The 24,299-nt window shown below is 74.5% G+C and carries 20 protein-coding genes; 1 reads left to right on the top strand and 19 read right to left on the bottom strand.

The window, feature by feature from the left end; all coding sequences use genetic code 11:
- Nucleotides 1–45: 45 nt before the first annotated feature.
- The 16 genes from pyk to E4A51_RS03380 form a co-directional block, all read right to left on the bottom strand.
- On the bottom strand, nt 46–1,482 hold the full coding sequence (gene pyk / locus E4A51_RS03455) for a pyruvate kinase (protein ID WP_046528497.1): 1,437 nt from the start codon (nt 1,480–1,482) through the stop codon (nt 46–48).
- A 111-nt stretch (nt 1,483–1,593) separates the two neighbouring features.
- Complete coding sequence (locus E4A51_RS03450) at nt 1,594–3,069, bottom strand: glutamate synthase subunit beta (RefSeq protein WP_134850857.1); 1,476 nt, start codon at nt 3,067–3,069, stop codon at nt 1,594–1,596.
- Nucleotides 3,062–7,627: a glutamate synthase large subunit gene (gene gltB / locus E4A51_RS03445; protein WP_134850856.1), complete on the bottom strand. Its 4,566-nt coding sequence runs from the start codon at nt 7,625–7,627 to the stop codon at nt 3,062–3,064. Before gltB ends, E4A51_RS03450 begins: the two co-directional genes overlap by 8 nt.
- A gap of 151 nt (nt 7,628–7,778) precedes the next feature.
- Nucleotides 7,779–8,660: a prolipoprotein diacylglyceryl transferase gene (gene lgt, locus E4A51_RS03440; RefSeq protein WP_046528500.1), complete on the bottom strand. Its 882-nt coding sequence runs from the start codon at nt 8,658–8,660 to the stop codon at nt 7,779–7,781.
- Nucleotides 8,657–9,493 carry a tryptophan synthase subunit alpha gene (gene trpA / locus E4A51_RS03435; protein ID WP_134850855.1) on the bottom strand — a complete coding sequence of 279 codons (837 nt, stop codon included), beginning with the start codon at nt 9,491–9,493 and terminating at the stop codon, nt 8,657–8,659. Before trpA ends, lgt begins: the two co-directional genes overlap by 4 nt.
- A complete protein-coding gene (gene trpB, locus E4A51_RS03430; RefSeq protein WP_070319672.1) occupies nt 9,490–10,758 on the bottom strand; it encodes a tryptophan synthase subunit beta in 1,269 nt (422 codons plus the stop codon). The genes trpA and trpB overlap by 4 nt, the downstream gene beginning before the upstream one ends.
- 38 nt (nt 10,759–10,796) lie before the next feature.
- Complete coding sequence (gene trpC / locus E4A51_RS03425) at nt 10,797–11,609, bottom strand: indole-3-glycerol phosphate synthase TrpC (protein WP_046528502.1); 813 nt, start codon at nt 11,607–11,609, stop codon at nt 10,797–10,799.
- 162 nt (nt 11,610–11,771) lie between these two features.
- A complete protein-coding gene (locus tag E4A51_RS03420; protein WP_070319659.1) occupies nt 11,772–12,365 on the bottom strand; it encodes a DUF4190 domain-containing protein in 594 nt (197 codons plus the stop codon).
- Between the two features lie 48 nt (nt 12,366–12,413).
- Nucleotides 12,414–12,875 (bottom strand): DUF2752 domain-containing protein, encoded by a 462-nt coding sequence (locus E4A51_RS03415; RefSeq protein WP_070319658.1) that lies wholly within the window; start codon nt 12,873–12,875, stop codon nt 12,414–12,416.
- Complete coding sequence (locus E4A51_RS03410; protein WP_052748213.1) at nt 12,872–13,477, bottom strand: DUF4190 domain-containing protein; 606 nt, start codon at nt 13,475–13,477, stop codon at nt 12,872–12,874. Before E4A51_RS03410 ends, E4A51_RS03415 begins: the two co-directional genes overlap by 4 nt.
- A gap of 75 nt (nt 13,478–13,552) precedes the next feature.
- A complete protein-coding gene (locus E4A51_RS03405) occupies nt 13,553–13,858 on the bottom strand; it encodes an HGxxPAAW family protein (RefSeq protein ID WP_046528504.1) in 306 nt (101 codons plus the stop codon).
- A gap of 64 nt (nt 13,859–13,922) precedes the next feature.
- Nucleotides 13,923–14,495, bottom strand: a complete 573-nt coding sequence (locus tag E4A51_RS03400) for a Trp biosynthesis-associated membrane protein (protein ID WP_046528505.1) — start codon at nt 14,493–14,495, stop codon at nt 13,923–13,925.
- Entirely contained in the window at nt 14,492–16,069 is a 1,578-nt protein-coding gene (locus E4A51_RS03395; protein WP_134850854.1) for an anthranilate synthase component I, read from the bottom strand. Before E4A51_RS03395 ends, E4A51_RS03400 begins: the two co-directional genes overlap by 4 nt.
- Nucleotides 16,066–16,497, bottom strand: a complete 432-nt coding sequence (hisI, locus tag E4A51_RS03390) for a phosphoribosyl-AMP cyclohydrolase (RefSeq protein ID WP_134850853.1) — start codon at nt 16,495–16,497, stop codon at nt 16,066–16,068. Before hisI ends, E4A51_RS03395 begins: the two co-directional genes overlap by 4 nt.
- Before the next feature lie 94 nt (nt 16,498–16,591).
- Nucleotides 16,592–18,382: an ABC transporter ATP-binding protein gene (locus E4A51_RS03385; protein WP_070319671.1), complete on the bottom strand. Its 1,791-nt coding sequence runs from the start codon at nt 18,380–18,382 to the stop codon at nt 16,592–16,594.
- Between the two features lie 38 nt (nt 18,383–18,420).
- On the bottom strand, nt 18,421–20,292 hold the full coding sequence (locus E4A51_RS03380; RefSeq protein WP_134850914.1) for an ABC transporter ATP-binding protein: 1,872 nt from the start codon (nt 20,290–20,292) through the stop codon (nt 18,421–18,423).
- 159 nt (nt 20,293–20,451) lie between these two features.
- On the opposite strand from E4A51_RS03380, the gene E4A51_RS03375 reads away from it, so the two are divergent.
- Nucleotides 20,452–21,084 carry a TIGR03085 family metal-binding protein gene (locus E4A51_RS03375; RefSeq protein WP_134850852.1) on the top strand — a complete coding sequence of 211 codons (633 nt, stop codon included), beginning with the start codon at nt 20,452–20,454 and terminating at the stop codon, nt 21,082–21,084.
- 42 nt (nt 21,085–21,126) lie between these two features.
- Here the strand turns inward: E4A51_RS03375 and hisF are convergent, their stop codons facing one another.
- From hisF to pafA, 3 genes are all read right to left on the bottom strand, one after another.
- Nucleotides 21,127–21,897 (bottom strand): imidazole glycerol phosphate synthase subunit HisF, encoded by a 771-nt coding sequence (hisF, locus tag E4A51_RS03370; RefSeq protein ID WP_070319654.1) that lies wholly within the window; start codon nt 21,895–21,897, stop codon nt 21,127–21,129.
- Nucleotides 21,894–22,739: an FKBP-type peptidyl-prolyl cis-trans isomerase gene (locus E4A51_RS03365; protein ID WP_240465651.1), complete on the bottom strand. Its 846-nt coding sequence runs from the start codon at nt 22,737–22,739 to the stop codon at nt 21,894–21,896. The genes hisF and E4A51_RS03365 overlap by 4 nt, the downstream gene beginning before the upstream one ends.
- Before the next feature lie 173 nt (nt 22,740–22,912).
- Nucleotides 22,913–24,274, bottom strand: coding sequence for a Pup--protein ligase (gene pafA, locus E4A51_RS03360; protein ID WP_046528510.1), 1,362 nt, complete (start codon nt 24,272–24,274; stop codon nt 22,913–22,915).
- Between the last annotated feature and the right edge of the window lie 25 nt (nt 24,275–24,299).

Genomic DNA, 24,299 nt, shown 5'->3' with positions numbered 1-24,299 from the left:
GCCGCCGCCCCGTGCGGGGCGGCGGCCGTCAGGACGTACGACGACTCAGGCGATGCGCGTGCGCGCCGCCTCCTCGTCACCGATCTTGTGGACCACGACCGTGTTGGTCGAGCCGACGACGCCCACGGGCGTGCCCGCGACGACGACGACGTAGTCGCCCACCTCGGCGAGGCCGTTGGCGCGCAGCGTCTGGTCCACCTGGCTGACCATCGAGTCCGTGCTCTCGACCGACGGCACCTGGTAGGTCTGCACGCCCCACGACAGCGAGAGCCGGTTGCGCACGGACTCCTCGGGCGTGAACGCGAGCAGCGGGATCGACGAGCGCAGGCGCGACATGCGGCGCGCCGAGTCGCCCGACTGCGTGAACGTCACGAGGTACTTCACGCCGATGCGCTCGCCGATCTCGGCGGCCGCACGCGTGATCGCCCCACCGCGGGTCGACGGCACCGAGCCGAGCGGCGCGATGCGCTCGCGGCCCAGCTCCTCGGTGCTCTCGATGATCCGCGCCATGGTGCGCACGGCCTCGATCGGGAAGTCGCCGACGCTGGTCTCGCCCGAGAGCATGACCGCGTCCGCGCCGTCGAGCACCGCGTTGGCGCAGTCCGACGCCTCGGCGCGCGTCGGGCGCGGGCTCGTGATCATCGACTCGAGGACCTGCGTCGCGACGATGACCGGCTTGGCGTTGCGGCGCGCGAGCTCGACCGCGCGCTTCTGGACGAGCGGCACCTGCTCGAGGGGCAGCTCGACGCCCAGGTCGCCGCGGGCGACCATGATGCCGTCGAAGGCCTGGACGATCTCGGAGAGGTTCTCGACGGCCTGCGGCTTCTCGATCTTGGCGACGACCGGGACGATCCGGCCCTCCTCCTCCATGATCCGGCGCACGTCGTCGTAGTCGGCCGCGGTGCGGACGAACGACAGCGCGATGAGGTCGGCGCCGACGTTGAGGGCCCAGCGCAGGTCCTCCTCGTCCTTGTCGCTCATCGCGGGGACGGACACCGCGACGCCGGGCAGGTTGAGGCCCTTGTTGTTCGACACGGGGCCGGGGACCTCGACGCGCGTGACGACGTCGTTGCCCTCGACGGCCGTGACGCGCACGAGGACCTTGCCGTCGTCGATGAGGATCGGGTCGCCGGGCTTGACGTCCCCGGGCAGGCCCTTGAACGTCGTCGAGACGCGCTCCTTGGTGCCCTCGACGTCGTCGGTCGTGATGGTGAACACGTCACCGACCGCGAGGTCGTGCTTGCCCTCGACGAACCGCCCGAGGCGGATCTTGGGGCCCTGGAGGTCGACGAGGACGGCCACCGAGCGGCCCGAGGCCTTCGCCGCGGCGCGCACGTTGTCGTACACGCGCTTGTGCACCTCGGTGTCGCCGTGGCTGCGGTTCAGGCGCGCGACGTCCATCCCGGCGTCGACGAGGGCCTGGACCTGCTCGGGGGACTCGGTCGCCGGACCGATGGTGCAGACGATCTTGGCTCTACGCATGTCTCGAGACTATGCCTTCCTGGATTTTCGGCCGCGGGCCGGACGTCCCGGTCGGCGGACCCGGCCTGCGGGTACGCCCTTCCGGGGAGGGTGGGTCGGGGGGACGGGTCTTCAGGGTCGCAGCGCGACGGTGCTCGCCGCCACCGGGGCGGGCAGCTCGGACGTGCCGGACAGGTACGCGTCGACCGCGGCGGCGGCGGCGCGCCCCTCGGCGATCGCCCACACCACGAGCGACTGGCCGCGGCCCGCGTCGCCGGCGACGAACACGCCGGGGACGTTGGTCGCGAACTCGTCGTCGCGCGCCACGGCGCCGCGCGGCGTCACGTCGACGCCGAGCTGGCCCGTGAGCCCGTCGGTCTCGGGGCCGGTGAAGCCCATCGCGACGAGCACGAGGTCGGCGGGCACGTCGCGCTCGGTGCCCGGCGTGGGCTCGCGACGACCGTCCGGCAGGTACTCGGTGGTCGCCAGTCGCAGCGCGCGCACACGGCCGGCGTCGTCGCCCTCGCCCGGGAGGAACGCGACGGTCGACGCGAGGTACGCGCGCTCACCGCCCTCCTCGTGCGACGACGACACCTCGAACAGCACCGGGTCGGTCGGCCACGGCTGGTGAGCGGGCCGCTCGGTGGGCGGCTGCTTGCCGATCGCGAGCGTCGTGACCGACGCGGCGCCCTGGCGCAGCGCGGTGCCCAGGCAGTCCGAGCCGGTGTCGCCGCCGCCGATGATGACGACGTGCTTGCCCGCGGCCGTGATCTGGTCCGGCACGTCCTTGCCTGCGGCGACCGCGTTGGCCCGGTGCAGGTAGTCCATCGCGACGTGCACGCCGTCGAGGTCCGCACCGGGCACGCGCAGGCGCCGCGGCACGGTCGCGCCCGTGGCGACGACGATCGCGTCGTAGCGGGCCTGCAGCTGCGCCCACGTGACGTCGCGGCCCACCGCGACGCCCGGGCGGAACCGCGTGCCCTCGGCACGCATCTGCTCCAGGCGACGGTCGATGTGGACCTTCTCGAGCTTGAAGTCCGGCACGCCGTAGCGCAGCAGGCCGCCGATCTCGTCGTCGCGCTCGTACACCGCGACCGTGTGACCGGCGCGCGTGAGCTGCTGCGCGGCCGCGAGCCCCGCGGGGCCCGAGCCGACGACGGCGACGGTGTGACCCGTGAGCCGCTGCGGCACCTGCGGCGTGACGAGCCCGCGCGCGAACGCCTCGTCGATGATCGAGACCTCGACGTTCTTGATCGTCACCGGCGGCTGGTTGATGCCCAGCACGCAGCTCGACTCGCACGGCGCCGGGCAGATGCGCCCGGTGAACTCCGGGAAGTTGTTGGTCGCGTGCAGGCGGTCGATCGCGTCCGCCCACTGCCCGCGCCACACGAGGTCGTTCCACTCGGGGATGAGGTTGCCCAGCGGGCAGCCGTTGTGGCAGAACGGCACGCCGCAGTCCATGCAGCGGCCCGCCTGCTCCTTGAGGAACGGCTGGCCCTCCTCGAGGTGGGCGTGCACGTCCTTCCAGTCGCGCAGCCGCACCTCGACGGGTCGGTTCGGCGGGAGCTCGCGCTCCCGCACCTTCAGGAAACCGCGGGGGTCAGCCACGGGCCACCTCCAGGATCTGGTCCCACACGCCGGGCGCGCTCGGGTCGAGGCCGTCGGCCTCGGCCTTCGCGAGCGCACGGCGGACGCGGGCGTACTCGGTGGGCAGCAGACGCGTGAACCGGGCGCGCGTCGCGGCCGGGTCCTCGAGCAGCTGGGCGGCGACCGGCGACCCGGTCTCCTGGGCGTGCGTGCGCAGCAGGCGCTCGACGACCGCGAAGTCGTCGTCGTCGAGCGGGCCGAGGCCGAGCTCGCCGGCGCGCGCCGCCTCGACGTTGACGAGGTCGGGGTCGAGGTCGAGCACGTAGGCCGTGCCGCCCGACATGCCGGCGCCGAGGTTGCGACCCGTGCGGCCCAGCACGACGACCGTGCCGCCGGTCATGTACTCGAGCGCGTGGTCGCCGACGCCCTCGACGACGAGCGTGGCACCGGAGTTGCGCACCCCGAACCGCTCGCCGACGAGCCCGCGCAGGAAGATCTCGCCGCTCGTCGCGCCGTAGCCGATGACGTTGCCGGCGATGACGTTGTGCTCGCTCGTGAGGACCGAGCTGTTGTCGGTCCGCACGACGATGCGGCCGCCCGACAGCCCCTTGCCGACGTAGTCGTTCGCGTCGCCGTGCAGCCGCAGCGTGACGCCGCGCGGCAGGAAGGCGCCGAAGGACTGGCCGGCCGAGCCGGTCAGCGTGACGTCGATCGTGTCGTCGGGCAGGCCCTCGCCGCCGTAGCGCTTGGTGACGTGGTGGCCGAGCATCGTGCCGACCGTGCGGTTGACGTTGCGCACCGGCAGGTCGATGCGGACCTTCTCGCCGCGCTCGAGCGCGGGCTCCGCGAGCGCCACGAGCTGGTTGTCCAGCGCGCGGTCGAGGCCGTGGTCCTGTGTCCTGACCTGGTGCAGCGCCGAGCCCGGCTTGGGCTGCGGCACCGCGAGCACGGGCGCGAGGTCCAGGCCCTCGGCCTTCCAGTGGTCGACGGCCTGACGGGTGTCGAGCATCTCGACGTGGCCGACGGCCTCCTGGATCGACCGGAAGCCGAGCGCCGCGAGGTACTCGCGCACCTCCTGCGCGATGAACTCGAAGAACGCGACGACGAACTCCGGCTTGCCCGTGAACCGCGCGCGCAGCTCCGGGTTCTGGGTCGCGACGCCGACGGGGCACGTGTCGAGGTGGCAGACGCGCATCATGATGCAGCCGGACACCACCAGCGGTGCCGTCGCGAACCCGAACTCCTCGGCGCCGAGGAGCGCGCCGATCACGACGTCCCGCCCGGTCTTCAGCTGGCCGTCGACCTGGACGACCACGCGGTCGCGCAGGTCGTTGAGCACGAGGGTCTGCTGGGTCTCGGCGAGCCCGATCTCCCACGGCGTGCCCGCGTGCTTGAGCGACGTCAGCGGGCTCGCGCCCGTGCCGCCGTCGTGGCCCGAGATGAGCACGACGTCGGAGTGCGCCTTGGCGACGCCCGCGGCGACGGTCCCCACGCCGAACTCGCTGACGAGCTTGGTGTGGATGCGCGCCGACGGGTTCGCGTTCTTCGCGTCGTGGATGAGCTGCGCGAGGTCCTCGATCGAGTAGATGTCGTGGTGCGGCGGCGGCGAGATCAGCCCGACGCCGGGCGTCGAGTGACGCGTCCTGGCCACCCACGGGTACACCTTGTGGCCGGGCAGCTGACCGCCCTCGCCGGGCTTGGCGCCCTGCGCGAGCTTGATCTGGATGTCGTCGGCGTTCGTGAGGTACTCGCTCGTGACGCCGAACCGGCCCGAGGCGATCTGCTTGATCGCCGAGCGCCGGCGCGGGTCGTGCAGACGCTCGGGGTCCTCGCCGCCCTCGCCCGTGTTCGACTTGGCGCCGAGCTGGTTCATCGCGATCGCGAGCGTCTCGTGCGCCTCGGCGGAGATCGACCCGTAGGACATCGCACCGGTGCTGAACCGCTTGACGATCTCGCTGACCGGCTCGACCTCGTCGACCGGCACGGGCGGGCGCGAGCCCTCCTTGAACCGCAGCAGGCCGCGCAGCGTCATCAGGCGCTCGGCCTGCGAGTCGACCCGGTGCGTGTACTCCCGGAACACGTCCATCTGACGCGTGCGCGTCGAGTGCTGCAGCCGGAACACCGTCTCGGGGTCGAACAGGTGCTCCTCGCCCCCGCGCCGCCACTGGTACTCGCCGCCCACCGCGAGGCGCTGGTGCGCCTGGCGGTTGCCGCTCGCGGGGTACGCGTCGGCGTGCCGCGCGGCGACCTCGGCCGCGATGACGTCCAGGCCGATGCCGCCCAGGCGGCTCGTCGTCCCGGTGAAGTACCGGTCGACGAGCGCGTGCGACAGGCCGATGGCCTCGAAGACCTGCGCGCCGCGGTACGACGCGATGGTCGAGATGCCCATCTTGGACATGACCTTCAGGACGCCCTTGCCGAGCGCCTTGATGAGGTTCGCGACGGCCTTCTCGGGTCCCACGCCGGGCAGGTACCCGCTGCGCGCGAGGTCCTCGACCGTCTCCATCGCGAGGTACGGGTTGACGGCCGCGGCGCCGTAGCCGACGAGCAGCGCGACGTGGTGCACCTCGCGGACGTCACCGGCCTCGACGACCAGGGAGATCTGCGTGCGGGTGTGCCGCCGCAGCGTGTGGTGGTGCACCGCCGAGAGCAGCAGCAGCGACGGGATCGGTGCGAGGTCCGCGTCGGAGTTGCGGTCGGACAGCACGAGGAAGCTCACGCCGTCGGCGACCGCGCGGTCGACCTCCGCGAAGATCTCCTCGAGACGCTTCTCGAGGGCCGCTCCCCCGCCCTCGACCTTGTACAGGCCGCGGATGATCGTCGAGCGGAAGCCCAGCGCGGGCTCCTTCGCGACGTGCACGATCTTCGCGAGCTGGTCGTTGTCGATCACCGGGAACGGCAGCATGACCTTGCGCGCGTGCGCGGGGCCGTCCTCCAGGAGGTTCGGCTCGGGCCCGATGGCCCCGCCGATCGACGTCACGAGCTCCTCGCGGATCGCGTCGAGCGGCGGGTTCGTCACCTGCGCGAACATCTGCGTGAAGTAGTCGAAGAGCAGACGCGGGCGCTTCGAGAGCACCGCGACCGGCGTGTCCGACCCCATCGCGCCGAGGGGCTCGGCACCGGCCGACGCCATGGGCGTCAGGAGGATCTTCAGCTCCTCCTCGGTGTACCCGAACGCGCGCTGGCGACGCCGCACGGACGCCGACGAGTGCGCGACGTGCTCGCGCTCGGGCAGCTGCTCGAGGCGCACGACGTTCTCCTGCACCCACTGGCCGTACGGCCGCTGGGCCGCGAGCTGGGCCATCACCTCGGTGTCCGCGACGATGCGGCCCTGACCGGTGTCGACGAGGAAGAACAGCCCCGGCTCGAGCCGGCCCTTCGCGACGATCGTCGCGGGGTCGAGGTCCAGCACGCCGGCCTCGGACGCGCACACCACGAGGCCGTCCTCGGTCACCCAGTAGCGCCCGGGCCGCAGGCCGTTGCGGTCCTGCACGGCCCCGATGAGCGTGCCGTCGGTGAACGTCATGGCGGCTGGGCCGTCCCACGGCTCCATGAGCGTCGAGTGGTACTCGAAGAACGCGCGCGTCGCCGGGTCCATCTGCGCGTGGTTCTCCCACGGCTCCGGGATCATCATCATGATCGCGTGCGGCAGCGAGCGGCCCGCGAGGTGCAGGAGCTCGAGCACCTCGTCGAAGCTGCCCGAGTCCGACCCGCCCGGCGTGCACACCGGCAGCAGCGGCTCGAGGTCGCCCAGCAGCTCGGAGGCCAGCATGCCCTCGCGCGCGGCCATCCAGTTGCGGTTGCCCTTGACCGTGTTGATCTCCCCGTTGTGGGCGATCATCCGGAACGGCTGCGCGAGCGGCCAGGACGGGAACGTGTTGGTCGAGAAGCGCGAGTGCACGAGCGCGATCTCGGACGCGTACCGCGGGTCCGACAGGTCCGCGAAGAACGGCTCGAGCTGGGCCGTCGTCAGCATGCCCTTGTACGTGATGGTCCGCGCCGACAGCGACGCGAAGTACACGCCGTGCTCGCGCTCGGCGCGCTTGCGCAGCCGGTACGCACGCCGGTCCAGGTCGATGCCCGCGAGCTCGCGGGACGGGTCCGCGACGACGAGCTGCCGGAAGACCGGCATCGAGGCGCGCGCCGTGGGCCCGACCAGGTCGGCCGTGACGACGACCTCGCGCCACGCGAGGACCTCGAGCTTCTCCTCCGCGGCGACCGCCTCGACCGCGGCGACCGCCTCGGCCCGCGCGTCGTCGTCCTGCGGCAGGAACGCCATGCCGATCGCGTAGTGCCCGGCGGGCGGCAGCTCGGCGTCGACCACGTCACGCAGGAACGCGTCGGGGATCTGCGTGAGGATGCCGGCGCCGTCGCCGCTGTCCTCCTCGGCACCGACCGCGCCGCGGTGGTCCAGGTTGAGCAGCGCGGTCAGACCGGCGTCGACGATGTCGCGACCGGGCGTGCCGCGCAGCGTCGCGACCCAGGCGAAGCCGCACGCGTCGTGCTCGGCCGCCGGGTCGTACAGCGCGTGCCGGGAGGGCGCCACGGGGGCGCCAGGGCTCACGGGCGACGTCGACATCAGCGCACCGTCCTCACAGTCCCCGGGGGCGGGGCATCGCACGAACAAGGGGGTACCGGGACGTCGTCGGCCCGTGCAGTGAGGCGACGATACCGCCCGCAGCGCGGGTCGGTGCCCCACCTCTCACGAGACGGGGCCCGGCCGCCCCGTGTCACCGGGTGCGCTCGGAGGCGTCCGCCTCGTCGTCCTGCGTCGTGGGGGGTGTCAGCAGGAGGGTCGTCTCGCGTCCGGGATGCCGGCGCCCGACCACCACGAACGCTACCAGCGCGCCGAGGCCCACCAGGATCGAGGTCCAGACGTTGAGCCGCAGGCCCAGCACCGTCTCGGCCGGGTCGATGCGCAGCAGCTCGATCCACAGCCGGCCCGCGGTGTAGAGCACCACGTACAGCCAGAACACGCGGCCGTGCCCGAGCCGGCGGCGGCGGTCCAGGTAGATCAGCAGACCGGCCGCCGCGAGGTTCCACAGCAGCTCGTACAGGAACGTCGGGTGGAACAGCGTGCCGGACTCGTAGCCCGCGGGCAGGTGCGCGTCGTCGATGCGCAGGCCCCACGGCAGCGTCGTCGGGGCGCCGAACAGCTCCTGGTTGAACCAGTTGCCGAGACGGCCGATGCCCTGCGCGAGCAGCAGGCCCGGCGCGAGCGCGTCGGCGAACGGCGCAAGGCGCACGCCCGCGCGGCGGCAGCCGATCCACGCGCCGACCGCGCCGAGCGCCACGGCGCCCCAGATGCCGAGACCGCCCTCCCAGATGGCGAACGCCTTCCAGGGGTCGCCACCCTCGCCGAAGTACTTCGCCGGCGAGCTGATGACGTGGTAGAGCCGGCCGCCGACGATGCCGAACGGCACGGCCCAGTACGTGATGTCGAGGACCGTCTCGGGGTCGCCGCCCCGCTCGCGCCAGCGTCGCTGGGTCACCACGACGGCGACGACGATGCCGAGGAGGATCGCGATCGCGTACGCGCGCAGCGGGAACGGGCCGAGGTGCCACACGCCCCGCGACGGGCTGGGGATCGCCAGGGCGAGCGCCCCGGTCACCGCGGGACCCGCTGCGCCGAGCGCACGCCGTCCGCCAGCCCGGCGGCGGTCGCAGCGAGCGCGTCGAGCCCCGCGCTCTCGTCGGGCGCGTCGAGCAGGGCGCGCACGAGCGCCGAGCCGACGATCACGCCGTCGGCGTACGCGGCCACCTGTGCGGCCTGCTCGGGTCGCGACACGCCGAGCCCGACGCAGACCCGTTCGGCACCGGCGGCACGCGTGTCCGCGACGAGCTGCTCGGCGCGGTCGCCGACCGTCGCGCGCTCCCCCGTGACGCCCATGGTCGACGCCGCGTACACGAAGCCGCGGCTCACGCCGACCGTCGAGGCGAGGCGCTCGGGCGTCGAGCTCGGCGCGACCAGGAACACGCGGTCGAGCGCGTGCTCGTCGGCAGCGGCGAGCCACTGCCCGGCCTCGTCCGGCACGAGGTCCGGCGTGATGAGCCCCGCGCCGCCCGCGGCGGCGAGATCGCGCGCGTACGCGTCCACGCCGTACCGCAGCACGAGGTTCCAGTACGTCATGACCAGCACGGGCGCGCCGGCGTCGGCGATCTCCTCGACCACGCGCAGCGTGTCCCGCACGCGCGTGCCCTGCGCGAGCGCCCGGTCGACCGCACGCTGGATGACGGGGCCGTCCATGACGGGGTCGGAGTACGGCATGCCGAGCTCGACGACGTCGACGCCCGCCTCGACCATCGTCCGTGCGGCACGGGCGGAGCCCGGCACCGACGGGAAGCCGACCGGCAGGTAGCCGACGAGCGCGGCGCGCGGCGACTCCCCCGCGGCCAGGGCCTCGAGCCGCTCGCCGGTGCGCGAGCGGACCTGCGTCGTGCTCACAGCTGCTCTCCCTCGTCCGCCTTGACCACCGGCTCGTCCTCGATGAGCCCGAACCACGCGGCGGCCGTCGCGACGTCCTTGTCCCCGCGCCCCGACAGGTTCACCAGGAGCACGGGCTCGTGCCCGTCCGTCGACCACGCTGCCGCCTCGCGGCCCAGCTGGATCGCACCCGCGAGGGCGTGCGCCGACTCGATGGCCGGGATGATCCCCTCGGTCCGGCACAGCACGCGGAACGCGTCCATCGCCTCGTCGTCCGTCACCGGGCGGTACTGCGCGCGGCCGATGTCGTGCAGCCACGCGTGCTCGGGGCCGACGCTCGGGTAGTCCAGCCCGGCCGACACCGAGTGGCTGGGCAGCGTCTGGCCGTCCTCGTCCTGCAGCAGGTAGCTGCGCGTGCCCTGCAGCACACCGGGCGACCCGCCCGAGAACCGCGCGGCGTGCCGCCCCGAGTCGACGCCCGAGCCGCCGGCCTCGAAGCCGAAGAGCCGCACGTCCGGGTCGTCGAGGAACGCGTTGAAGATCCCCATCGCGTTCGACCCGCCGCCCACGCACGCCGCGACCGCGTCGGGCAGCCGACCGGTCTCGTCGAGCAGCTGGGCGCGCGCCTCGTCGCCGATGACCTTGTGGAAGTCGCGCACCATCTCGGGGAACGGGTGCGGTCCCGTCACGGTGCCGAGCAGGTAGTGCGTCGTGTCGACGTTGGCGACCCAGTCGCGCAGCGCCTCGTTGATCGCGTCCTTGAGCGTGCGCGACCCGATCGCGACCGGCACGACGGTCGCGCCGAGGAGCTGCATGCGCGCGACGTTGAGGGCCTGGCGCTGCGTGTCCTCCTCGCCCATGTAGATCGTGCAGTCGAGGTCGAGCAGGGCGGCGGCCGTGGCGGTCGCGACGCCGTGCTGCCCCGCGCCCGTCTCGGCGATGACGCGCTTCTTGCCCATGCGCTTGACGAGCAGCGCCTGCCCCAGCACGTTGTTGATCTTGTGCGAGCCCGTGTGGTTGAGGTCCTCGCGCTTGAGGAACACGCGCACGCCGTCGCCCACGTGACGCGCGAACCGCGGGACCTCGGTCAGCGGGCTCGGGCGGCCGGTGTACGTGCGGTGCAGCCGCTCGAGCTCGTCGGAGAACGCCGGGTCGGCGAGCGCCTTGTGGTACGCCGTCTCGAGCTCGTCGAGGGCCGCGATGAGCGCCTCGGGCACGAAGCGCCCGCCGAACTCGCCGAAGTACGGGCCCTGGTGCGTCGCGAGCGGACCGCCGCCCAGCAGCACGTCCCGCAGCCGGCGACCCTCCTGCGCGCGCCCGGCGGTCACTGCCGCACCGCCCGCAGCGACGGGTGCGACCCCGCCGCGACGAGGTCCGCCACGGACTGGCGCGGCGCGTCGTCCGTGACGAGCGCCTCGCCCACCAGCACGACGTCCGCGCCGGCGCGCGCGTAGTCCATGACGTCGTGCGGACCCCGCACGCCGGACTCGGCGACCTTGACGAGGTCGGACGGGATCGCGGGCGCGACGCGCGCGAACGTCGTGCGGTCGACCTCGAGCGAGCGCAGGTCACGCGCGTTCACGCCGATGACGCGGGCGCCCGCGTCCACCGCACGCGCCACCTCCTCGGTGTCGTGCACCTCGACGAGCGCGGTCATCCCGAGCGAGTGCACCCGCTCGACGAGCGACTCCAGCACGGTCTGCTCGAGGGCCGCGACGATCAGCAGCACGAGGTCGGCGCCGTGCGCACGCGCCTCCCACACCTGGTACGGCGAGACCACGAAGTCCTTGCGGAGCACCGGCACGTCCACGCGCGCGCGGACCGCGTCGAGGTCGGCGAGCGAGCCGTTGAACCGGCGCTGCTCGGTGAGCACCGAGATCGCGACGGCCCCGCCCTTCTCGTACTCGGCGGCGAGCGCCGCGGGGTCCGAGATCGAGGCGAGCGCGCCCTTGCTCGGGCTCGAGCGCTTCACCTCGGCGATCACCGTGACCGCGTCGGCGGCCTTGAGCCGCGAGACGCACTGCAGCGCGGACTCGCGCCGGGCCGCCCGCTCCTTGAGCTCGGCCAGGGGTGTCGCCGCCTCGCGTGCGGCCAGGTCCTCGCGCACCCCCGCAACGATGTCGTCCAGCACGGTCATCGACGGATCATCCCCTCTGGCCGGTCGGTGCGGCGCCGGCCCGGTCCTCGGGCCCTCGCCACCGACTCGTCATCGTAGACGGGCCCCCGGGTACCCCCGTCCACCGCCCGAGGTGTGGGACCGGGTGCTCCGCCGGCCGGTCCCGAGCCGGTCGGTCCCGGTCTAGTGGCGCCACGGGCCGTCGAGGAACGGCACGGCGAAGCCGACGAACATCAGCGGGAGCAGCACGGTCAGCACGAACATGATCGCGAGCAGACCGCCCAGGGCGGTGCCGACCCACCCGAGGACCACGCCCGCGGTCGCCATGCCGTCGTTGTTCGCCTCGCCCGCGGCCGCGGCGCGGCGCGCGTTCCCGCCCACGACCACGGCGGGGATGCCGGTGAAGAACAGGCAGCCCAGCACCGAGAGCAGACCCAGGACGAGCGACCACACCGCGAGGTCGTTGCGCGGGTAGAAGGGTGCCGGGCCGTAGCCCGGGGGCGGGTAGCCCGGCGGCGGGTAGCCCGCAGGGGTGCCGCCGACGGGCGGACGGGCGGCCGACGGGTCGCCGGGCGACGCCGCGGGCGCGCCGTGCTGGTCGTCCGGCCCCGCCCAGGTCGGCGCCGGCTGCCCGGCAGCGTGATCCCGCGCGGCCGTCGGGGCGTCCTGCGTCGACGCCCCGACGTCGTGCGACGCGTAGGCCGCCTCACGGCCGTAGACCGGCCCCTCGGGCGTCGACGGCGCGTCGCCGGCGCGCGGCTCGTTCGGCTGCGTCATGGTGCGGCCTCCAGGATCACGGGACGGGTGCGGGACGGCGCCCGGGGATCAGGGCAGGGGCCCGGGCGAGAGGTAGGGAGCCAGGACCGGCACGTTGCGCAGCACGGAGAACGCCACCACCACGACGAGCACGGTCCACGGCAGCCACCGCGGTGCCGTGAGCGGCGGCCCGCCGCGCAGGCGGCGCCAGGTCCACACGACCCACGTGGCGGCGAGCAGCGGCGCGGCGACCGTCCACAACGGGTTCACCGACCAGGCGCCCACGAGGTCGCCCGTGAGCATGTCGTGCGTGGCGCGCAGGCCCCCGCACCCCGGGCAGTACACGCCGAGGAAGAGCACCGACGGGCAGATCCCGTAGCTGAGCGGCTGGTACGGCGACCGGACGACCAGCAGCGCGGCACCCGCCGCCGCGGCCGCCCCGACGACGAACGGCAGCACCGCACCCCGCCGCGCGGCGGGGTGCGGTGCCGTGGTCCCGGCGGCGACGCCGGGCGTGAGCCGAGAGGTCACGGCGCCATCTGCTGCTGGCGCTCCACCTCGGACTGGACGTAGTCCATGAAGCCGTCCCAGCCGCCGTACTGGGAGATGCCCATGACGACGCTCACCAGGATGTAGAGGCCGAGGACGATGCCGAGGATGCTGACGATGATGCCTGCGAGCGAGAGACCGCCGTTGGTCGCCTCGCCACGGGCCGCGGCGCCGCGGCCCTTGACGCCGAGCCACAGACCGATCGCGCCGGGGATGACGCCGACCACGAAGCAGCACAGCAGCACCGACAGTATGCCCAGCACCAGGGACCAGACGCCGAGCGAGTTGCGCGACGTGTTCTGGGGGGCCGCACCGTAGCCGGTCGCCTCCTGGCCGTAGCCGCCGTACGCGGGCGTCTGGCCGTACGCGGGGGCCTGCCCGTAGGCCGGCGGCTGGCCCGGCGCGGCCGGGGGCTGCTGCCCGTAGGTCGGCGGCTGGCCGTAGCCGGGCGCCGCGGGCGTCTCCGGCCCGGTGCCCGCCGGGTACGGCGGGACACCGCCCGAGGCGGGCGGAACGGGCGGCTGACCGCCCGCGCCCGACGGGTCGGGGGTCGACGGGTCACGCGGCTCGTTGGGGGTCGACATGCAGATCTCCCTGCGTCGTTCGGGGCCGACCACCAGGGCCGGCCGGGTGCGGTCCGGGACGGAGCCCCGGAACGGTCAGTGCGCCCCGCGGCGGCGGGCCCGGGCGAGCGTCGCGGCGCCACCCTGGCCGTGCCCCAGCAGCTGCAGGACCTTGCCGAGCACGAGGCCGCCGACGGCGATCGCCATGCCGACCCAGAAGAGCCAGACCAGCGCGAACGCCACGCCCAGCGCGGCGACGAGGGCACCGGCCACGACGACCCAGGTCGTCGTCCACGCGGCCACCGTCCGGCCGTGGTTGGTCGGCGGGGTCGACGGCGGCAGGTGCACCGTCTCCGTCCGCGTCGGGTGCTGGGCCCGGTGGGCCAGGGAGTGGTCGGTCATCGCTAGGTCCTTCGTCCTCGGTTCGGCCCAACCCTATCCGAGTCGGGACCTCCTGACGCGCTGGTCAGGACGGGTCGTCGCCCCGGCTGAGCGCGTCCCAGTCGTCACGCTCGTCGGGCTCGTGCCCGTCGCGCGCGGGCCGCGCCGCGGGCACCTCGTGCCGCGAGGAGCGGCGGGTCCAGTCCCCCGGCGCACGCAGCAGCGCGGCGGCGAGGAGCACGGTCGCCGCGCCCAGGACGAGGGCCACGGCGGGCCACGGGGTCAGGGCCGTGCTCGCGGCCGTCGGGACGCCGGTGGCGTCGGCCAGCGCACCCGTGACCGCACCCGCCGGGTCCCGCAGCACCGCGACGCCCGCACCGGCCACCAGCAGGCCGGCGCCGGCCGCGACGACCGCGACCAGGACCCGTCCCGCGCGCGCGACCAGGCCGAGCGCACCGGCCGCCGCCGCCAGCACGAGTGCGGCGCCCCCGACCTGCGGGGCAGCAGCGGCGCCCGCCACCTGGACGGTCACCGCGCCCTCGAGCGCCGACGCACCGGTCCCCCGCACCCAGGTGGGCAGGGCGACGAGCCCGGCCAGCGCCGCGGCGGCCAGCAGCAGGGCGACCCAGCGGCCGCGCCGGGGCGGTGAGGCGGTCACGGCACGTCGCGCCGCAGGCGCGCCGCGAGCTGGACCGCGCGCACCGCGGCCGCGGCCTTGTTGCGCGACTCCTCGTACTCGAGCGCGGGCACCGAGTCCGCGACGACACCGCCTCCGGCCTGCACGCTCGCCCGCCCGTCGCGCAGCACGGCCGTACGGATCGCGATGGCCATGTCCATGTCGCCCGCGAAGTCGAAGTACCCGACCGTGCCGCCGTAGACCCCGCGCCGGGCGGGCTCGAGCTCGTCGATCAGCTCGATGGCGCGCGGCTTGGGCGCGCCCGAGAGCGTGCCCGCGGGGAACGTGGCCATGAACGTCTGCAGCGCCGTGGCACCGGGGCGCAGCCGCCCGACCACCGTCGAGCAGATGTGCATGATGTGCGAGAACCGGCGCACGGCCATGAAGTCGACGACCTCGACGCTCGTCGGCTCGCACACCTTGACCATGTCGTTCCGGGACAGGTCGACGAGCATGATGTGCTCGGCGCGCTCCTTCGGGTCGGCCAGCACCTCGTCCTGCAGCGCGCGGTCCTCCTCGGGCGTCGCGCCGCGCGGCCGTGACCCCGCGATCGGGAACGTCGTGACGTGGCCGTCGCTGACCTTGACGAGCGTCTCGGGGCTCGACCCGACGACAGCGAAGTCCCGGCCATCGGCGTCCTGCAGCGCGAGCAGGTACATGTACGGGCTCGGGTTGATGGTCCGCAGCACGCGGTAGACGTCGAGCGGGTCGGCCGGGCAGTCGAGGTCGAGGCGCTGGGAGAGCACGACCTGGAACACCTCGCCGTCGCGGATCGCCTCCTGCCCGCGCACGACGGCCTCCTCGAACTCGGCGCGCGTGCTGCGGAACTCCAGCTCGGGCGCCGCGACGTCGGGGTCGACGACCGCGGGAGCGGGCGGTGCGGGCCGACGCAGCGCCGCCTGCATGTCGTCGAGCCGACGGACCGCGTCGGCGTAGGCGTCGTCGACGCGCTCGTCCGTCGCGTCGAAGTTGATCGCGTTCGCGACGAGCCAGACCGAGCCCGTGACGTGGTCGACCGCGGCCAGGTCGCTCGCGAGCAGCAGCGCGACCTCGGGGATCCCGAGCTCCTCGGGCGCGCGTGCGGGCAGCGTGGGCTCCCAGTGCCGCACGACGTCCCAGCCGAGCACGCCGACGAGGCCGCCGGTGAGCGGCGGCAGCCCGTCGATGCAGGGCGTGTGCAGCACGTCGAGCGTGCGGCCGAGCACGTCGAGCACGTCCCCCTCGGTCGGCACGCCGACCGGCACGTCGCCCGACCACGCCGCACGGCCGTCGCGCACGGACAGCCGCGCGCGGGACGCGACGCCCACGAACGACCAGCGGCCCCAGGTGCCGTCCGACTCGGCGGACTCGAGCACGAACGTGCCGGGGCGCCCGGCCGCCAGCGTGCGGTAGAGGCCCACCGGGGTCACGTCGTCCGCGAGCAGGCGACGCACCACCGGGACGACGCGCCGGTCGGCGGCCAGCTCGCGGAACGTCCCCGCCGACGGCCAGGTCGCGCCCCAGGGCAGCTCCGTGACGGTTGCACGGGGCGCGGCGGAGGCGGACGGTCCGGTCACGGCTGGGCTCCTGGGGCGGTCGGGGGCGTGGCGTCCGAGACGGGCAGCGGACCGCCCGCCTCGAAGCACGTGCGGGTACCGGTGTGGCAGGCCGCGCCCACCTGGTCGACCGTCACGAGCAGCGCGTCGCCGTCGCAGTCGAGCGCGACCGCACGCACGTGCTGCACGTGGCCGGACGTGTCGCCCTTGCGCCAGTACTCCTGGCGCGAGCGGCTCCAGAACGTGACACGACCGGTCGTGAGCGTGCGGTGCAGCGCCTCGTCGTCCATCCAGCCCAGCATGAGCACCTCGCGGGTGTCGTGCTGCTGGACGATCGCGGCGACGAGCCCGGCGTCGTCGCGCCGCAGCCGTGCGGCGACGGCCGGGTCGAGCGCGCTGCGGGCGACGCGTCCGCCCGTCGTGGTCGTGGAGGGGTCGGTCTGCGGCACGCGACGATCCTGCCACGACGACCGGGAGGGGACCGCCGCCGTCCACCCCGGACCGCGGGGGCCGGACGGCGGGGCCACGGCCCGGGCACCGCGCTCAGCGGGTCTGGGCGACCCAGGCGGCGTGCATCGACGCGTAGTGACCGCCCCGCGCGACGAGGTCGGTGTGCGTGCCGACCTCCACGACGCGCCCGGCGTGCACGACGACCACGAGGTCCGCGGCCTCGGCCGTCGACAGGCGGTGCGCGATCGTCAGCGTCGTACGGCCGCGGGACAGCTCGCGCAGCGCACGCGCGATGCGGACCTCGGCGACCGGGTCGACGGCCGACGTCGCCTCGTCGAGCAGGAGCAGGTCGCCGTCCGCGAGGCTCGCGCGGGCGAGCGCGACGAGCTGGCGCTCGCCCGCCGAGAGCAGCTCGCCGCGCTGCCCGACGGGCGTGGCGAGGCCGCCGGGCAGCTCCGCGACCCACGCGTCGAGGCCGAGCACGTCGACCGCCTCCTGCACGCGCGCCGCGACCCGCGGGTCGGCGTCGGGGTCGGCGTCCTGCCGCAGGCCGTACGCGACGTTCTGCGCGAGGGTCCCGTCGAACAGGAAGCCCTCCTGCGGCACCAGCACGACGCGGCGGCGCAGGTCCTGCGACGCGATCTCGCGCAGGTCGACGCCGTCGAGCCGGACCGCACCCGTCGTGGGGTCCATGAAGCGCGCGACGAGCTTCGCGAGCGTCGTCTTGCCCGAGCCCGTGGCACCCACGACCGCGACGGACGTGCCCGCCGCGATGCGCAGGTCGACGTCCTGCAGGACGGGCGGTCCGCCCGGGTAGGCGTAGCCGACGCCCTCGAACGACAGCGTCGCGGGCCCGCGCGGGCTCGGCACGGCGTCCGGCCCGGGGTCGGGCACGTCCACCGGGGTCTCGAGCACGCCGAGCACGCGCCGCCACCCCGCGACCGCGTTCTGCAGCTCGTTGAGGATCTCGGTCGCCATCTGCACGGGACCGGTGAAGAGCTGCACGAGGAAGAGGAACGCCAGCACCCGACCGACGGACAGCTCGCCGGCGACGCCGAGCCACGTGCCCGCGACCACCACGACGGCGAGGACGAGGTTCGCCACGAGCACGCCGGACGAGAACACGACGGCGACGAGGTTCTGGGCGCGCACCATGGCCCGTCGTGTCGCCGCCACGGCCGCGTCGATGCGCCGCTGCGTGCGCTCGGCGACCCCGTACGCGCGGATCGTCTCGGCGCCGACCACCGCCTCGGACACCGCGCCCAGCATCGCGCCGTACCGCTCGCGCACCTCGGAGTACCGCCGGTTCACGCCGCGCTGCATGCGCGGCAGCACGAGCACGAGCGGCACGAAGCACGCCCACACGAGCAGCGTGAGCTGCCACGAGTACACGGCCATGAGCACGGTCGCGACGACGATCTGGAGCACCGAGACGAGCAGCATGATGCCGCCCCACTGGACGAACATCGAGATCGTGTCGACGTCGGACGTCACGCGCGAGACGAGCGAGCCGCGCCGCTCGGTGCTCTGCGTGAGCACCGACAGGTCGTGCACGTGGCGGAACGCCCGCGTCCGCAGGGTCAGCAGCCCCGACTCGCTCGAGCGGAAGAGGCGCACGTTGACGAGCGCCGAGCAGGCGGCACCCACCGCGAGCCCCACGGCGGCGAGGCCGACGAGCGTCGCGGCGCGTGCCGCGTCCACGCCGTCGGCGCCGAGCACGGCGGTGTCGACGGTCTGCTGGACGGAGATCGGCACGAGGACGCGCGCGACCGCGGCGACCACCGCGAGGCCGAGCGTCAGCGTGAGCCCGTCGAGCATCTCGGGCGAGACCTGCACGCCGCGTCGCAGCGTCGCGAGCACGCCGAGCGTGCTCGCGGGCGCCATCCGCGCGTCGCGCTCGACCGTGGGCGGAACCCCCGCGCTCACCTGCGTCCTCCCTCGACCGTCACGTCGTCCTCGTCCCACACCTCGGGCGCGCCCTCGTCGGCGCGCTCGCGCTCGCGACGCTCCGACTCCCGCTCGTACGCGGTCGCGAGCTCGCGGTACCCCGGGTCGCGGGCGAGCAGCTCGGCGTGCGTCCCGCGGTCGACGACGCGCCCGGCGTCGAGGTGCACGACCTCGTCCGCGAGCAGCACCGACGACATGCGGTAGGCCACGAGCAGGACCGTGGGTCCCGCGGCGCCGTCCGCCGCCTGGAGCCCCGTGAGGATGTCGCGCTCGACGCGCGGGTCGACGGCGGACGTCGCGTCGTCGAGCACGAGGACGCGCGGGCGACGCACGAGCGCGCGTGCCAGCGCGAGCCGCTGCCGCTGCCCGCCGGACAGGTTCGCGCCACGCTCCCCGAGGGGCGAGTCCAGCCCGCCGGGCAGGGCACGCACGACGTCGTCGACGCGCGCCGCGCGCAGCGCCGCCCACACGTCGTCGTCGCTCGGCGCCAGCGGGTCGTCGGGGTCGGCGAGCGTGACGTTGCCGCGCACGGTGTCCTCGAAGACGAAGGTCGACTGGCTCACGAACGCGACCTGCGCCGCGAGGTCGGCGGGGCGGACGTCGCGCACGTCGGTGCCGTCGACCTCCACGACCCCCGCCGACGGGTCGGACAGCCGCGGCACGAGCCCCACGACGGTCGACTTGCCCGAACCCGTCGCGCCGACGACCGCGAGCGTGCGGCCCGCGGCGACGTGCAGGTCGACGCCGTGCAGGAGCTCGACCTCGCCGTCGGCGGTGGGCACGCGCAGGTGCACGGCGCGCAGCCGCACGTCGGCGCCGCCCGCGTGCGGCACGAGGGGCGTCGACCCGTCCACGGGGATCCCGCGCGCGTCGAGCACGCGCGAGACGCGGTCGTGGCCGACGAGCCCGCGGGGCAGCTCGCCCAGGACCCAGCCGAACGCGCGCACCGGGACCGCCAGCAGCGTGAGCAGGTACGCGGCCGCGACCACGTCGCCCGTGCCGATCGCGCCGGCCGCGACGCGGTGCGTGCCCACGAGCAGCACCAGGAGCGTGCCCAGGTTCGGCAGCAGGTCGATCACCGGGTCGAACACCGCACGCACGACGCCGACGCGCACGTTCGCGTCGCGCAGCGCCCGGGCACGCGCGGTGAACCGCGCGTCCTCACGGTCCTCGGTACCGAGCGACTTCACGAGCGTCGCGGCCTCGAAGCTCTCGTGCGCGACGTCGGCGACCTCGGCGCGCAGCTGCTGGGCGTGCGTGATGGCCGGCGTCATGCGGCGCTGGAAGACCAGGTTGGCGACGACGGCGAGCGGCAGCACGACGAGCGCCGCGACCGCGAGCCACACGTCCGTGCGCAGCAGCGCGACGGTCGCGACCGCGATCATGACGACGACGCCGAGCGCGAACGGCAACGGGTTGAACACGCCCGTCGCCGCCTCGACGTCGGACCCGGCGTTCGACAGCAGCTGACCCGTGGGGTGACGCCGGTGCCACGACATCGGCAGGCGCAGGTACTGCCGGGTCACGGCGCGCCGGTGGTCCGCCTGGAGGTCCGCCACGCCCATCCCCGCGAGGATGCGTCGCCCGGCGACGGCCGCCGCGAGCGACAGCGCCACCAGCGCGAGCGCGAGCCCGGCCTGCCAGATCCGCCCCTGCGCCTCCTGCGACCCCGCGAGCGCGGGCACCACGACGTCGTCCGTCGCCCGCCCGAGCACGCGGCTCACGGCCACGGTGAGCGCACCGAAGGCGCCCGAGGTCGCGATCGCCGCGGCGTACGTGCGCGGGTGCGAGCGCAGCCCGCGCCACAGCAGCCCGACCGAGCGCCGGGCGACGGAGCCGCGGAGCATCGAGCCGGCAGGGGCGTCGGCGGGCCGGGGGCGCGCGGGCACGGGGGATCACACTCCTGACGGAAAGGGGATACCGCGATCCTCTCACGGGGGTCCGACACGTCGACGGCCGGTCTCGCGCCACGCGCGCGGGTCCCCGACGTGGCACGATCCCGTGGCATGACCTGGCACGAGACCGAGCGCGCGTGGCTGTCCGACGCGCTGCGCGCCGCCGACCCGCACGACCCGACGCTGTGCCGCGGCTGGCAGGCACGCCACCTCGCCGCGCACCTCGTGCTGCGCGAGCACCCCGTCGCCGCCGCGGGAGCCGTGCGCGGCGGTCTCGCCGCGGCGACCGAGCGGCTGGCCGGCACCGCCGCCGACGCCGACGGCTATGCGACGCTCGTCGACCGCGTGGCGCGCCCGCCGGCGCGCTGGAGCCCGCTCGCGTGGGCAGGCGACGCCGTCAACGTCAGCGAGTACTTCATCCACCACGAGGACCTGCGCCGCGGCGACGGGCCCGTGCCCCCGCGCGACCTGCCCGACGAGCTGGTCGAGGTGCTCTGGGCGCAGCTCGTGCGCACGGCCCCGCTGCGGCTGCGGCGGCTGCCGGTCGGGACCGTGCTGGTCCGCGACGACGGCAGGCGCGCCGCCGTCCGCTCGCCGCGGTCCGGCCACGGGTCGGTGGTCCTGCGCGGCGACGTCGGCGAGCTGGTCCTCGCGGTGTCGGGCCGCCTGCAGGCCGCGGACGTGCGTCTCGTCGGCGCCGACGACGACGTCGCGGCCGTCCGCGAGCTCCTCACCGGACCGTGAGCGCGGCGCCGGGCGCCTCGCCCGGGCGCCGCGCGGCGGCGGTCAGCGCACCACGACGTCCGCGGCGCGCAACGCGTCCTTGACCTGCCCGACCGTGAGCGTCCCGAAGTGGAAGACGCTCGCGGCCAGGACGGCGTCGGCGCCCGCCCGGGCGGCCTCGACGAAGTGCTCCACGGTGCCCGCGCCGCCCGACGCGATGAGGGGCACCCGCACGCGCGCCCGCACGTCGGCGATCATCTGCAGGTCGAAGCCCGCGGTCGTGCCGTCGGCGTCCATCGAGTTGAGCAGGATCTCCCCCACCCCGAGCTCGGCGGCACGGTGCGCCCACTCGACGGCGTCGATCCCCGTGCCGCGGCGGCCGCCGTGCGTCGTCACCTCGTAGCCGGACGCGGTGCGCACGTCGCCCGTCGTGCGGCGCGCGTCGACGGACAGGACGAGCACCTGCGACCCGAAGCGGTCGGCGATCTCGGTGATGAGCTCGGGCCGGGCGATCGCGGCCGTGTTCACCCCGACCTTGTCGGCGCCGGACCGCAGGAGCCGGTCGACGTCCTCGGGCGAGCGGACGCCGCCCCCGACGGTCAGCGGCACGAACACCTCCTCGGCCGTGCGGCGCACGACGTCGTAGGTCGTGGCCCGGTCGGACGACGACGCCGACACGTCGAGGAACGTCACCTCGTCGGCGCCCTCGGCGTCGTAGCGGCGCGCGAGCTCGACCGGGTCGCCCGCGTCACGCAGGTTCGCGAAGTTCACGCCCTTGACGACCCGACCCGCGTCGACGTCGAGGCACGGGATGACCCGCAGCGCGAGGCTCACGGCGTGGCCTGCGCGGGGGCGCCGGTCGCGAGGATGTCGATGACGAACACGACGGTCTTGCCCGCGAGCTCCTCGGCGTCGGTGACGCCCAGCGGGTAGGACGGTGGCACGACGAGCATCACGCGGCTCCCGGTCGGCTGGTCGACGAGTCCCTCGGCCCACGGCGGCACGTCCGAGAGCAGGAACGACACCGGCAGGCCGCGCTGCCACGTCGAGTCGAACAGGGCGCCGTCGTCCCACGCGAACCCGCCGTACTGGACCGTGATGACGTCGCCGGCGTTGACCTGCGGACCCGTGCCCCGGACCAGCGGCTGCACCACGAGGTCGTCGGGCGGCGGCGTGCCCGTCGCCGTGAGCGTCGGCACGCCGTCGGCCTCCTCGACCACGGGCAGCGAGGCGTCGGGCGTCACCGGCTCGCCCTCGGCCCGCGTGGGCAGGACGTCGAGGACCGTGACGGTCGGGTAGTCGGCGCCCGACCCGCCCGGCGCGATCTGCAGCAGCCGCGCGCCGACCTGCTGGCCCTTGAGCGTCTCGTACAGGTCGGTGCCCAGGTCCTCGACCGTGAGCATGCGCGGCGTGGGGCTCGTCGAGTAGCTCTCCTTCACCAGGCTCGCGTCGGTCGCGTTCTCGAGCCAGAAGTCGATGAGGACGGGCGCGCCCTCCACGAGCTCGGCACCGGTCCCGGGCCACACGACCTCGCGGTGCGTCGCGTCGACCGACAGCGGCGTGAGGTACGTGACGGTCGGGGCCTGGCCCGCGCTCCCGGTGACCGTGACCTTCGGGGCGTCCGTGACCACCGTCCCGCACGCCGCGAGCAGCAGCCCGAGGACCACCAGGACCACCGCCCGGCGTGCACCCGCCAGCACCCGCACGTCCGCGCCTCCCGAGCTCGTCCGACGCCGCGTCACCTGGTCGCGGCTCGTCCGGCGCTCGCCGGACGGGGCCTCACTGTACGGGAGCACGCTGGGCGTCGTGCCTGCTCGTCCGCGGTCCGTGACGGTGGCGGGCACCACCGTCACATGGACTCGATGAGCCGCTCGACGCGCTCGTCGACGTTGCGGAACGGGTCCTTGCACAGGACCGTGCGCTGCGCCTGGTCGTTGAGCTTGAGGTGCACCCAGTCCACCGTGTAGTCGCGTCGCGCGTCCTGCGCCGCGCGCACGAAGTCGCCGCGGAGCTTGGCGCGGGTCGTCTGCGGCGGCACGGCCGTGGCCTCGAACACGTCGAGGTCGGTCGTGACGCGCTCGACGAGACCACGCGCCGCCAGCAGGTTGTACAGCCCCTCGGTGCGCGAGATGTCGTGGTAGGCGAGGTCGAGCCGCTGCACCCGCACGTCCGAGAGCTCGAGGTCGTGCTTGGCCCGGTAGCGCTCGATCATGCGGTACTTGATGACCCAGTCGAGCTCGCGCTCGACCAACGACAGGTCGCCCGTGCGCAGGGCCCGCAGCCCGCGCTCCCACAGGTCGAGGACCTGCTTGGTGTCGGGGGTCGGGCCCACCTCCGACGCCACGAAGTCCGAGACGCGCGCGAGGTACTCCTCCTGCAGGTCGATCGCGGTGACCGTGCGGCCGGTCGCGAGCGTCACCGGGTGGGTGCCGGTCATGTCGTGGCTGATCTCACGGATCGCCCGGATCGGGTTCTCGAGGGTCAGGTCGCGCATCGGGACCCCGGCCTCGATGAGTCGCAGCAGCAGGTCCGTCGACCCGACCTTGAGCATCGTGGTCGTCTCGGACATCGAGGAGTCCCCGACGATCACGTGCAGGCGGCGGTAGTGCTCGGCGTCCGCGTGCGGCTCGTCGCGCGTGTTGATGATGGGCCGCGAGCGCGTGGTGGCGCTCGAGACGGCCTCCCAGATGTGGTCGGCGCGCTGCGACAGGCAGTAGACCGCACCGCGCGGCGTGGTCAGCACCTTGCCCGCGCCGGTGAGCACCTGGCGCGTGATGAGGAACGGCACGAGGACGTCCGAGAGCCGCGCGAAGTCGCCCTGCCGCCGCACCAGGTAGTTCTCGTGGCAGCCGTAGGAGTTGCCCGCCGAGTCGGTGTTGTTCTTGAACAGGTGGATGCGCCCCGGCAGCCCCTCGTGCTCGAGACGCTGCTGCGCGTCCTCGACGAGCCCCTCGAGGATCCGCTCGCCCGCCCGGTCGTGCGTGACGAGCTGGCGCCAGTCGTCGCACTCGGCCGTCGCGTACTCGGGGTGCGATCCGACGTCGAGGTAGAGCCGCGAGCCGTTGCGCAGGAAGACGTTCGAGGACCTGCCCCACGCCACGACCTTGCGGAACAGGTACCGGGCGACCTCGTCGGCCGACAGCCCGCGACCGTCCTGCGCCGCGCACGTCACCCCGTACTCGGTCTCCAGACCGAAGATGCGCCTGTCCATGCGTGCCTCCCCGTCGGCTCGTCCG

It is taken from the genome of Cellulomonas sp. HD19AZ1 (assembly GCF_004535805.1).
In the GTDB taxonomy this organism is placed as follows: domain Bacteria; phylum Actinomycetota; class Actinomycetes; order Actinomycetales; family Cellulomonadaceae; genus Cellulomonas; species Cellulomonas iranensis.
This window is presented reverse-complemented; position numbering and strand designations above follow the sequence as displayed.

Coding starts and splice junctions, on each gene's coding strand:
- pyk (WP_046528497.1), bottom strand. CDS start 1,482: ATGCGTAGAGCCAAGATCGTCTGCACCATCGGTCCGGCGACCGAGTCC.
- gltB (WP_134850856.1), bottom strand. CDS start 7,627: ATGTCGACGTCGCCCGTGAGCCCTGGCGCCCCCGTGGCGCCCTCCCGG.
- trpC (WP_046528502.1), bottom strand. CDS start 11,609: ATGACCGTGCTGGACGACATCGTTGCGGGGGTGCGCGAGGACCTGGCC.
- E4A51_RS03420 (WP_070319659.1), bottom strand. CDS start 12,365: ATGACGCAGCCGAACGAGCCGCGCGCCGGCGACGCGCCGTCGACGCCC.
- E4A51_RS03410 (WP_052748213.1), bottom strand. CDS start 13,477: ATGTCGACCCCCAACGAGCCGCGTGACCCGTCGACCCCCGACCCGTCG.
- E4A51_RS03405 (WP_046528504.1), bottom strand. CDS start 13,858: ATGACCGACCACTCCCTGGCCCACCGGGCCCAGCACCCGACGCGGACG.
- E4A51_RS03385 (WP_070319671.1), bottom strand. CDS start 18,382: ATGGCGCCCGCGAGCACGCTCGGCGTGCTCGCGACGCTGCGACGCGGC.
- E4A51_RS03380 (WP_134850914.1), bottom strand. CDS start 20,292: ATGCTCCGCGGCTCCGTCGCCCGGCGCTCGGTCGGGCTGCTGTGGCGC.
- E4A51_RS03375 (WP_134850852.1), top strand. CDS start 20,452: ATGACCTGGCACGAGACCGAGCGCGCGTGGCTGTCCGACGCGCTGCGC.
- pafA (WP_046528510.1), bottom strand. CDS start 24,274: ATGGACAGGCGCATCTTCGGTCTGGAGACCGAGTACGGGGTGACGTGC.